Origin of the sequence: Clostridium sp., from assembly GCF_032552055.1 — a bacterium.
Lineage (GTDB): Bacteria > Bacillota > Clostridia > Clostridiales > Clostridiaceae > Clostridium.
This window is the reverse complement of record NZ_JAWGSV010000096.1, coordinates 1-11,037: the sequence shown is the minus strand read 5'-3', so window position 1 is coordinate 11,037 and position 11,037 is coordinate 1. Positions and strand designations below refer to the sequence as shown.

Sequence of the window (11,037 nt, the reverse complement as noted above, 5' to 3'; positions counted from 1 at the left end):
TATATATACTTTTATATTAATTTACTTTGTAGTAGAATAATATATATGTTTCAATAATTAATCTACATTTTGAGGATTTATATTATTTTAAGTGAAAAATAATTCTGAAAGTAAATTATATTAATTGAAAGCATATATATGACTTTTATAAATAAAAACTATGATTAGGAAAAGTACTTAATTGGATTCTTTAAGAGAGTGGTTGGAAGGTGCAAAACCATAGAGAAGATTAGGGAAAATCACCTAGGAGTTTGAGGCTGAAAGGTAAAATGCTTATTAGGTCGTCACGTTAGCTTGCGTTAAAAGATAGAGTATGTTAGTGCTCGAAATTAATAATTTCAGTAATATAAGTGAAATTATGACCTTAGGTGGTATAGCGAATAATCTTCGTCCTATTGTGGGCGAAGTTTTTTTATTATATTTAGGAAATATAATAAGGAAATAGTGCAAAGAATAAGGGTATTAACATAATAATGAAGTAGCCAATATCTTCGAAATATGAAATATCATATTTTAGTGATTTGGATCTTTCTAGAAAGCATTAAATATTATAATTTATACTTTTTATTTATAAGAATTGTTAAAAAATAAATATTAACTTTATTACTAGGAAAGCAAAGTAGCTTTTAAATAAGTTTAAATCACAAGAAGGGAGTTTAATTATGTACAAAAAGGTTGAATTACCAAAGGGTTTTGTAGGCATGGAAAAAGAAGTAGCTGACCTTTGGAAAGCGAAGAATGTAATTAAGAAGAACTTTGATATGAATCAAGATGGTGAGTATTTTACATTCTATGATGGCCCTCCAACAGCAAATGGAAGACCACACGTAGGACACGTATTAACAAGAGTTATGAAGGATATTATCCCAAGATATAAGGTTATGAAGGGATACAAGGTAATTAGAAAGGCTGGATGGGATACTCATGGACTTCCAGTTGAGCTAGAAATAGAAAAGAAACTTGGTATCTCAGGAAAAGAGCAAATAGAAGAATACGGAGTTGAAAAGTTCGTTAAAGAATGTAAGGACTCAGTATTTACTTATGTTAACATGTGGGAAAAAATGACTGACCAAATTGGATATTGGGTTGATATGGAAAAGCCTTATGTTACATATCATAATTCATATATTGAATCTGTTTGGTGGGCATTAAACCAATTATGGGAAAAAGGACTTTTATATAAAGGGCATAAGGTAATGCCATACTGCCCAAGATGTGGAACAGGACTTTCTTCTCATGAGGTTTCACAAGGATATAAGGATGTTAAGGACTTAACTGCTATAGCTAAGTTTAAGGTTGAAGGAGAAGAAAATAAGTATATACTTGCTTGGACAACAACTCCTTGGACTTTACCATCTAACTTAGCACTATGTATCAATAAGGCTTATGATTATATAGAAGCTAAAGTTGGAGATGAAATTTTAGTTCTTGCAAAAGAATTAGCTCCAAAAGTTTTAGGAGAAGATTATGAAGTAGTAAAAGAGTTCAAGGGAACTGAATTACTAGGAACTAAATATGAAAGATTACTTCCATTTGGAAAAGTTGATGGAAAAGCTTTTGAAGTTATTCATGGTGATTACGTAACTTTATCAGATGGTACTGGTATAGTTCATATAGCTCCAGCATATGGTGAAGATGATAGTTTAGTTGCTAAGAAAAATGGAATTGGATTTATTAACTTAGTTGATGCTAGTGGTAACTTTGTAGAAGAAGTAACTCCATGGGCAGGAAAATTCGTTAAGAAATGTGATGAGTCAATAGTTAAATATTTAGAAGAAAATAATAAACTATTTAAAGCTGAAAAGCATACTCACTCATATCCACATTGTTGGAGATGTGACACACCACTTCTTTACTACCCAAGAGAAAGCTGGTTTGTTGAAATGACTAAGCTTAGAGATAAGCTTTTAGAAAATAACGATAAAATTAACTGGTATCCAGACAATATAAGAACAGGTAGATTTGGTAAGTTCTTAGAAAATGTTATTGACTGGGGTATATCAAGAGATAGATACTGGGGTACACCACTTCCAATTTGGGAATGTGATTGTGGACACAGGGAATGTGTAGGAAGTATAGCTGATTTAAAGGAAAAAGGAATTAATGTTCCAGATGATATTGAACTTCACAAGCCATATATAGATGGAATTAAACTTAAGTGTTCTAAGTGTGGTAAGGAAATGACTAGAACAGCTGAAGTTATTGACTGTTGGTTTGATTCAGGATCAATGCCATTTGCTCAATTACACTATCCATTTGAAAATAAAGAGCTATTTGAAGAAAACTTCCCAGCTCAATTTATTTCAGAGGCTGTTGACCAAACAAGAGGTTGGTTCTATACATTATTAGCTATTTCAACAGCTATATTTGATAGAAACCCATTTGAAAACTGTATAGTTTTAGGCCACGTATTAGATAAGAAGGGCTTAAAGATGTCAAAATCAAAGGGAAATGTAGTAGATCCATTTGAAGTATTAGACTCACAAGGTGCAGATGCTACAAGATGGCATTTCTACACTGCAAGTGCTCCTTGGCTTCCAACAAGATTCTCTGTTGATGATGTTTCAGAAGCTCAAAGAAAGTTCTTAAGCACTTTATGGAATGTATATTCATTCTACGTGTTATATGCTGAATTAGATAACTTTAATCCATTAGATTATAAAGATTTTAAATCAGAAAATGTAATGGATAAGTGGATAATGTCTAAGCTTAACACAGTAATAAAGGAAGTAGATGAAAACTTAGCTTCATATCAAATAACTCAAGCTGCTTTAATTATAGAAGATTTTACAGATGAGTTATCAAACTGGTATGTAAGAAGAAATAGATCAAGATACTGGGCAGAAGATTTAACTGATGACAAGATAGGTGCTTATGTTACTCTATATAGAGTGTTAACTACTTTAATAAAAGTAGCTGCTCCATTTGTACCATTTGTAACAGAAGAAATTTATCAAAACTTAGTAGTAGGTTTAGATAATTCAGCAGAAGAAAGTTTACACCTATGCAAATGGCCAGAAGTTTGTGAAGATGCTATAGATAAGAACTTAGAAAAGGAAATGGAGTTAGCTTATACAATAGTTAAGCTTGGAAGAAGTGCAAGAAATGGTGCTAACATTAAGAATAGACAGCCACTTTCTAAGATGTTATTATCTACAGATGCGATTCCAACTTACTATGGAGATATTATAAAGGATGAGCTTAACATAAAGGTAGTAGAATTTGGAGCTGACTTATCACAATATGTTAACTTTGAAATTAAACCTAACTTACCTGTACTTGGTAGACAATATGGTAAATTAATTCCTGGAATAAGAAAAGAAATAGCAGCAAGAAACCAAATGGAATTAGCTCAAAAACTACAAAGTGGTGGAACTGAAACTATTAATGTTGATGGAACTGAAATAGTATTAAATAGTGAAAGTGTATTAGTTACTATGCAAGGTTTAGAAGGATATGCTTTTGCTGGAGAAGGCCAAATTGGAGTTGTTCTTGATACTACTATTACAGAAGAGTTAAAAGAAGAAGGACAAATAAGAGAAATTATTTCAAAGATCCAAAACATGAGAAAAGAAAAGGGCTTTGAAGTTGCTGATAAGATTAAGCTATTTGTTGCAAATAACGATATGTTACTTGATGTTATCAATAAATATGCAGATGTAATAAAGAGGGAAACATTAACTCAAGAAATTGCAGTAAATGAAGATGCTGATTATACTGAAACTGTTATAAATGGTGAAAAGCTAAATATGACAGTAGTTGTAGTTGGATAGACAGAATTTGTTTAGAAAGTTAGAAGTTTTCAATAGGGGACTTCTAACTTTTTATAATATATAAATAATTAAAGAAAAATATTGATTATTGTATAAACTATTTTCAAAGAGTATAATTACTGTTAAAATGAGATTAAGACTATTAAAAAAATGGAGTGATGATATATGGCTACTTCAATAAAAGATGTTGCTAGAGAGGCGGGAGTCTCAATTGCTACTGTTTCCAGAGTTTTAAATGACATAGATGTTGTAAACGAGGACACGAAAAAGAAGGTTCTAGAAGCAATTAAGAAGCTTGGATATAGACCTAATATAGTGGCAAGAAGTTTAAAAACTCAAAAGACAAAGACTGTTGGAATATTAGTTCCTGATATTTCAAGTGGATTTTATCCTGAAATCGTTAGGGGAGCTGAGGATGTTGCAAATATTTATGATTATAATGTAATATTATGTAACTCTGATTTTGATATTGAAAAAGAAAAAGAATACTTAAGAGTACTAAAAGAAAAAATGGTTGATGGAGTTATTTATATGAGTTCATCCCTGCAAGAAGAAACATTAGAGATAATAAATGAGTTAAACGTAACTACTGTTCTAGTTGAAACTAAGGATAAAGAAGAAAGATTACCAAGTGTTACTATAGATAATATAAAAGCTGTAAAAGAGGCTACTGAATACTTATTAAATAAGGGTATGAAGAAAATAGCCTTTGCTGGAGCTAAGAAAGATAATATGAATGCTTGGAGAGATAGATACATAGGCTATGAAAATGCATTAAAAGAAAAAGGGATATCTATTGATGAGGATTTAATATATGCTCAGGGTTTAAAAGTTAAGAGTGGATATGAAGCTGTTCAACATTTTGAATCAAGCAAAAAAGAGTATGATGCTGTAGTTTGTGCTTCAGATGAAATTGCAATGGGTGTTATAAATGCATTAAGAGAGAACGGAAAGAAAGTTCCAGAAGATGTAAGCGTTATAGGATTCAATGATAATATTATGTCTTCAGTATTCTATCCTAAGATAACAACAGTTAAACAACCAAGCTATGATATGGGATCTGTTGCTATGAGAATGTTAATTAAACTTCTTAATAAGAAAGAAGTAGAAGAATCTCAATTTGTATTAGATTATTTATTTGTTGAGAGAGATAGTTGTAAGAAATAATTTATGTTTAAATGAAGGAAATGTAAGAAATGTATGTAAGTTATAATTTTTTACATTTCTTTTTTCTATTTCTATTGAAAGGTAATGAAAACCATGTTATAATTAAATTATAATTTACAAACGTTTTCAAATTCAGCTATGATATGAGAATTTATTGTTTTTGATTAGTATGGGTAACTAACCAAAAAAGGTTATGGTCAAAAAAGCAACTTCTAATTGAAGTTGCTTTTTTATATTAAATTTCATATTTTTATTAATTTTAATTAGTGATTATTAATGTGATTCTTCTAGAATTACTAAAAAATTGTTTTTGAAAACTCCATAAGGAGTTTTTCTATTAAATTTTCATTATGTAACAGCATCTTTTATAATTCCGTTATAAATTTTTACTTGTTATGTAAAAGATACTATTATAGTATTCCTTCAACTTTTAATATGTTTTCTAATTCTTGAACTTTTTCAGTTAAAGTAATGAATTTTTCCTTCAATAGGTCTTTAGATAAGTCAGCTTCGTCAATAAAATTAACCATATCTTCAACAGTTTTTAATGCATCATCAATATCTTTTTGTGCTATTTTTAAGTTTTCTTCCTTCATAATTAATCTCCTTTATGTGTTTAAACATAATTATTGTTAGTTATATTCATCCTATCACTAATAAAAGCTATATTCAAGTCATATATTTATAGGAGTAATTGCGAAGAGGTGAAAATTTGATTAATTATATTTGGTTTGTAATGATATTTTTAGGTATATTAGTAGGATTATTAACAGGTAATGGAGAAGGAATTTCTAAGGCAGTAATTAATTCTGCTGATTCTACAGTCTCATTAATTATTGGCTTAGTTGGACTCATGTGTTTTTGGTGTGGAGTAATGAAGGTTGCTGAAAAAAGCGGATTTACTAATAAGTTAGCTAAACTTCTAAGGCCAATATTAAAGCTTATTTTTAAAGAAGCAGCTAAGGATGAAAAAGCACTTGGGGCAATAGTGATGAACATAACTGCTAATATGATGGGGTTAGGTAATGCAGCTACACCTTTTGGAATAAAAGCAATGCAAGAAATGGATAGGTTAAATAAAAATAAAGGAACAGCTTCAAATGATATGACTCTTTTTTTAGTATTAAACTCAGCTTGTATTCAACTAGTTCCTTCTACAGTTATTTCTATTAGAGCAGCTTATAATTCTAATAATCCTGGAATGATTATTTTACCAGCGGTAATAGCTAGTACGTTTGCAGCAGTTACAGGAGTATTACTCTGTAAGCTACTTCAAAGATATTTTTAGGGGGATTGTCTATGTTTGAATATATTACTAAAAGTATAATACCTATAATAATTATTATTATAATTACTTATGGAATGATAAAAGGAAGAAAAGTATATGAGTGGTTTATAGAAGGAGCTAAGGAAGGACTTAAGGTTTGTGTAAATATATTTCCTTATTTGTTAGCAATGATAATTGCAGTTAATATTTTTAGAGAAGCTAAGTTATTAGATATATTAAATAATATGATTTCTCCAATTGCTGGTGTTATTGGACTACCTAAAGAGGTAATTCCTTTAGTGCTTATAAAGCCCTTATCAGGAAGTGGAGCAATGGGAATATTAACAGATATTTTAAAGAATTATGGTCCAGATAGTTACATAGGACTAATAGCTTCAGTAATTATGGGAACTACAGAAACTATTTTTTATACAGTTACAGTATACTTTGGAGCCGTGCAAATAAAGAAAGTTAGACATACTGTTTGGGCAGCTTTATTGGCAGATATGACTGCTATAATAGTATCTATTTTTATTGTTCTTAGATTTTTAATATAGATTAAATAATTGATTTGAATATTAATAAAAATAAACTTATATGTAATAATTTTGTAACTAGTTTTAAAGATGTATAAGTTATAATGAATATATAAATGAGGGAGGGAAGTGATGAATTAATGGAATGGAATGACAAATTATTTTTGTCGGATGATGAAATAAAAATTCTTTCAATTTACTTAGCTTACGGAGTAGGAATTGGAGTATTAATTGGATTGTTTTTTGATAATATAGAATTGTGCTTTGCATTAGGAGGAGTAATGTCTATTGTAGTTTCCTTAATTAAGATTTATATAAATAAAACTAGGAAATCAAATAGAATTAATATAAACAAACTGTAAATAATATATATTTTATACAAGATAAGCTATATAATAGATAAATATATGGCTTATTTTTTTATTTTAGGTGGTGAAGGGATGGCAGGAGATAAATATTATATAGTTAGCGATAAAGTTATTCCAGAGGTGTTTAAGAAGGTTCTAGAGGTTAAGGAGAGTTTATTAACAGGGAAATATAAGGATATAAGTGAAGCTACAAAAAATACAGGAATTAGTAGAAGTACTTTTTATAAATATAAAGATTATATATTTCCTATGTCTGAAGGAATAAACAGTAAGAAAATTACTTTAGTAGTGCTTCTATCGCATGAAGCTGGAACACTTTCAAAGGTTTTAGATTGTATAGCTTTCAATAAGGGAAACATATTAACAATAAGTCAAGATATTCCCATAAATATGGCTGCGAATGTTACAATAACAATAGATATAGCTAATATGACAAAGGATATAAAACATTTAGTTAATACTTTAAGATTATTGCAAAATGTTATAAGTGTTAAGGTTTTGGCCATGGAATAAAAGGACGAGTTAATTTTATTAATACGAAGTATAATGGATATGCTTAATTAAGTAGAAAATAATAAAATATTAAAATCAAGCCAATGATAAGTATCATTGGCTTATGTTATAATTATTTTAGTAAGTTATTGGTAAATATGGATTAGATAAATAGAAGTTTGGAATCAGATTATTTATATTTTGAGAGATTATATGGTTTGAATAAGGATGAATTTTGGAAAGAATTTTTAGATAGTAATGATAAGAATCACTTAACACAATGTATAGAGTGTTTTCATTTTGAGTTGACAGAGAAATTGGATATGAGTTTTCAGAAAATATGCTCGTAGTTTTTGAAGATTTTAAAGTTGTATTCTCAAAATAAGCTAACTAAAAATACAAATGATGAAGATTGTTTAATTAAAGAGATTAGAAAGGATTGAATAATTATGATAAGACCAATTGTAAAGGATGTATTATTTTTAGGACAGAAATCAGAGCCTGCAACTAAAGCAGATATAGCGGTTATAGATGATCTAGTAGATACCTTGAGAGCAAACTTAGAGTATTGTGTTGGTATGGCAGCTAATATGATAGGAGTTAAAAAACGCATATTAGTATTTAGTGTAGGTGATATTATAATTCCTATGGTGAATCCAGTTATAGTAAAGAAAGAGAAAAGCTATGAAACAGAAGAAAGCTGTTTATCTTTAAATGGTTTTAGAAAAACAACAAGATATGAAACAATTCAAGTGGAATATTTTGATAAGAACTTCAAGAAACACAAACAAACATTTACTGGGTTCACAGCACAGATTATTCAACATGAAGTAGATCATTTTGAAGGTATAATAATCTAATATATAAAATTAATTATATTGAAATTATCAATTTGAAAATACATTTAAGAAAAAGGAGTTATTATGGCTAAAGTAAGAAAAATGCTTGGAAAAGCAGATTCACCATATATTGTTTCTCTTATGAGATTAATAGAAACACAAAGCAAAAATACTATTGTAAAATGGTGTAATGAATATGCAAGGGAGAATATTTTACCTATTTATGAAAAAGATTATCCTGAGGATACTCGTTTAAGGAATGCATTAAATGCAACTAGTGAATGGCTAGATGGAAGAATTAAACTAGCAGAAGCAAAGAAAATTATAAAGGAAGCTCAAGTAGCAGCAAGAGAAGCAGAAGGAAATCCAGCTGCACAAGCAGCAGCTAGGGCAATTGGGGCAACAACTACAACTATTAATACTGTAACCAGCTCTCTAGGACTTGTATTTTATGGTGCAGCAGCCATAGCATATTCATCTGTTGGTGTTAATGAAAATGAAGAGGTTTATGAGGAAATTGCAGCAAGAGAGTGCAAGAAAATGGAGGAAGCCTTACGTGAAATCGCTATAAAAGATGAGATTAATCCTGCAAAGATAAACTGGTATTGTTAATATAGAAATTGATTTAAAAGTACGTAGCATTGAGCCTGCGTATTTTTTATATATATAAATGAATATATGATAACAAAAATACTTAGTGACAAAATGAAACTTATAAATTTATAGTTTAGAAATAACACTAGCTCATAACAATATTTCTTTTTAAAGAATTTTAATTAGTTTCAAGGAATAACAAGGGAAGGTATTCCTAACCTTAAGAAATCCTTATTTACAAGAAAGTGAATGGGGATGACAAATAGATCCATTAGGATTCCGTATTACATTAAATAGTTTATATGATCGTTATCAAAAACCATTATTTATTGCTGAGAATGGATTAGGAGCAGTAGATGTTGTAGATGAAAATGTAAATGTAAATGATGATTATCGTATAAACTATTTAAGAGAACATATAAAAGATATGAGAAATGCAATAGATATAGATGGTGAAGATTTAGACTAAAATAATTTATCATTAAATAAAATAGCTATTTGAACTTTTGTTCAAATAGCTTTTTCTATATATTAAATAATATTAAGGGATTAACTTAAGAATTAGTATAATCAACTCTTGTTAAGGAAATAGAAGCTGAAAAGTAGATAAACTTAACTAAAGAATAAATAGAGAAATTACTACATTAAATATAGATACATAGTTGAAGAAGAAGTGTTAAAGTAACAAATTTAGACTATATTAATAAATATTAAAAAGTAATTCAAAAAAATGGTTAATAATACAATGGAGATATAATTTTAATCTAGTTTTGTCGAAAATATGGACAAGATTGGTAAAAAGTTTATAATAAAGAAGGGATAAATCTGGATAATATAAATAATAATGCTAAAGGGGGAGATAATTATGTTTTGTACAAGGTGTGGGAATAAATTAAATAAAGAACAAAAATTCTGCACTAATTGTGGAAAACCTGTGATAACTGAAAATGTGAAAGTTTCAGATTGTTATAAGGACCAAGATATAGTAAATAAAGATACAGATAAATCAAATAATATTGAAGGTAATTTAAAAAATCAAGATTTACATAATACAGAAGTTAATAATAAGTATAAAGACGAAGAAAAATATCAAAAGTCAGATAAAAATGGATGGAAAAATAAAATTATCATAGTTACTTCAATAATATTAGTTGTAGGGTTAGTAGTTACGGCTGCCTATGTTATTAAAAGTAAGTATAATGATAAAGCTGGTAAGGTTAATGACAAGATTAGTGAAGATAATTCGGTTGATCAGAAAATAGATATAAATGAAGCTGAGGATAATGAAGTTGAGGATAATGAAGATAAACCTCAAGATAATAATAAAGAAAATAAATGGCAAATGGATAAAGATAGGTTAGATAAATCACCTAGACTTAAAAATGAATATGTCATAAGTACAAGCAACACTAAAGAAATAACATTTTCAGAGTTAAATGATTATACAATTGATGAAATATTCATAGCACGCAATGAAATGCTTGCAAGATATGGTTATAGCTTCACTGGAAAAGAAAACCTGAAAAAATACTTTCAAAGCAAAAGTTGGTATAAGGAAAATCCTGAATTTGATGGGATTTTGCCATCAGAGATAGAAGCATTGAATTTTGAAATGTTAGGAAGCATTGAATACTTAAAGAAAGCTTATGAAAAAGCTGGAGATATAAAAAGAGACTATGTATTGGAATCAAGTAATAGACAATTACAGTCAGCAGATAAAATAAGCGAATTAACAGATTGGGAACTAATTATTGCTAGAAATGAAATATATGCCAGATATGGTTTGAACTTTTCTACAAAAGAAATAAAAGATCATTTCTTGAGTAAATCCTGGTTCAAAATAAATAATGATGTAGGTAATGATTTAGCTTTAACAGAAATAGAAAATAAGAATTTACAATTAATATTAAATGAAGAAAAGAAAAGAATGAATATAGCTTTTGATCATGACTTATAAGATATAAAAAGTGATAATTGCTTTAAGAATTTTTAGTTTATAGG

General features: G+C 28.7%; 10 protein-coding genes, 1 pseudogene and 1 other annotated feature. Of the genes and pseudogenes, 10 read left to right on the top strand and 1 reads right to left on the bottom strand.

What is annotated here, in order from left to right:
* Positions 1 to 151 precede the first annotated feature (151 nt).
* Positions 152 to 398: a binding site (T-box leader), on the top strand.
* A 264-nt stretch (positions 399 to 662) separates the two neighbouring features.
* Together ileS and E6248_RS08280 are read left to right on the top strand one after the other, a co-directional pair.
* Positions 663 to 3,773: an isoleucine--tRNA ligase gene (gene ileS / locus E6248_RS08285; RefSeq protein ID WP_316340346.1), complete on the top strand. Its 3,111-nt coding sequence runs from the start codon at positions 663 to 665 to the stop codon at positions 3,771 to 3,773.
* A gap of 165 nt (positions 3,774 to 3,938) precedes the next feature.
* Positions 3,939 to 4,940, top strand: a complete 1,002-nt coding sequence (locus E6248_RS08280; protein WP_316340345.1) for a LacI family DNA-binding transcriptional regulator — start codon at positions 3,939 to 3,941, stop codon at positions 4,938 to 4,940.
* Between the two features lie 410 nt (positions 4,941 to 5,350).
* Here E6248_RS08280 and E6248_RS08275 read toward each other — a convergent pair whose 3' ends face one another.
* A complete protein-coding gene (locus tag E6248_RS08275) occupies positions 5,351 to 5,536 on the bottom strand; it encodes a hypothetical protein (RefSeq protein WP_316340344.1) in 186 nt (61 codons plus the stop codon).
* Between the two features lie 116 nt (positions 5,537 to 5,652).
* Here E6248_RS08275 and E6248_RS08270 point away from each other — a divergent pair, with 116 nt between their 5' ends.
* From E6248_RS08270 to E6248_RS08235, 8 genes and pseudogenes are all read left to right on the top strand, one after another.
* Entirely contained in the window at positions 5,653 to 6,228 is a 576-nt protein-coding gene (locus E6248_RS08270; RefSeq protein WP_136007923.1) for a nucleoside recognition domain-containing protein, read from the top strand.
* A gap of 11 nt (positions 6,229 to 6,239) precedes the next feature.
* Complete coding sequence (locus E6248_RS08265) at positions 6,240 to 6,764, top strand: nucleoside recognition domain-containing protein (protein ID WP_316340343.1); 525 nt, start codon at positions 6,240 to 6,242, stop codon at positions 6,762 to 6,764.
* Between the two features lie 119 nt (positions 6,765 to 6,883).
* Positions 6,884 to 7,105, top strand: coding sequence for a hypothetical protein (locus E6248_RS08260; RefSeq protein ID WP_316340342.1), 222 nt, complete (start codon positions 6,884 to 6,886; stop codon positions 7,103 to 7,105).
* 78 nt (positions 7,106 to 7,183) lie between these two features.
* Positions 7,184 to 7,624, top strand: a complete 441-nt coding sequence (locus E6248_RS08255) for an ACT domain-containing protein (protein ID WP_316340341.1) — start codon at positions 7,184 to 7,186, stop codon at positions 7,622 to 7,624.
* Positions 7,625 to 8,052: 428 nt separating this feature from the next.
* On the top strand, positions 8,053 to 8,463 hold the full coding sequence (locus E6248_RS08250; protein ID WP_316340340.1) for a peptide deformylase: 411 nt from the start codon (positions 8,053 to 8,055) through the stop codon (positions 8,461 to 8,463).
* Between the two features lie 63 nt (positions 8,464 to 8,526).
* Positions 8,527 to 9,054, top strand: a complete 528-nt coding sequence (locus E6248_RS08245; RefSeq protein ID WP_316340339.1) for a putative immunity protein — start codon at positions 8,527 to 8,529, stop codon at positions 9,052 to 9,054.
* Between the two features lie 184 nt (positions 9,055 to 9,238).
* A pseudogene (locus tag E6248_RS08240) lies at positions 9,239 to 9,499 on the top strand (family 1 glycosylhydrolase); the annotation flags it as partial.
* 402 nt (positions 9,500 to 9,901) lie between these two features.
* Positions 9,902 to 10,993, top strand: coding sequence for a YARHG domain-containing protein (locus E6248_RS08235; protein ID WP_316340338.1), 1,092 nt, complete (start codon positions 9,902 to 9,904; stop codon positions 10,991 to 10,993).
* The last annotated feature ends 44 nt before the right edge of the window (positions 10,994 to 11,037 follow it).

What these genes read in the sequence shown, in the direction of transcription:
- ileS (WP_316340346.1), top strand. Translation starts at nt 663, where the DNA reads ATGTACAAAAAGGTTGAATTACCAAAGGGTTTTGTAGGCATGGAAAAA.
- E6248_RS08280 (WP_316340345.1), top strand. Translation starts at nt 3,939, where the DNA reads ATGGCTACTTCAATAAAAGATGTTGCTAGAGAGGCGGGAGTCTCAATT.
- E6248_RS08275 (WP_316340344.1), bottom strand. Translation starts at nt 5,536, where the DNA reads ATGAAGGAAGAAAACTTAAAAATAGCACAAAAAGATATTGATGATGCA.
- E6248_RS08265 (WP_316340343.1), top strand. Translation starts at nt 6,240, where the DNA reads ATGTTTGAATATATTACTAAAAGTATAATACCTATAATAATTATTATT.
- E6248_RS08260 (WP_316340342.1), top strand. Translation starts at nt 6,884, where the DNA reads ATGGAATGGAATGACAAATTATTTTTGTCGGATGATGAAATAAAAATT.
- E6248_RS08255 (WP_316340341.1), top strand. Translation starts at nt 7,184, where the DNA reads ATGGCAGGAGATAAATATTATATAGTTAGCGATAAAGTTATTCCAGAG.
- E6248_RS08250 (WP_316340340.1), top strand. Translation starts at nt 8,053, where the DNA reads ATGATAAGACCAATTGTAAAGGATGTATTATTTTTAGGACAGAAATCA.
- E6248_RS08245 (WP_316340339.1), top strand. Translation starts at nt 8,527, where the DNA reads ATGGCTAAAGTAAGAAAAATGCTTGGAAAAGCAGATTCACCATATATT.
- E6248_RS08235 (WP_316340338.1), top strand. Translation starts at nt 9,902, where the DNA reads ATGTTTTGTACAAGGTGTGGGAATAAATTAAATAAAGAACAAAAATTC.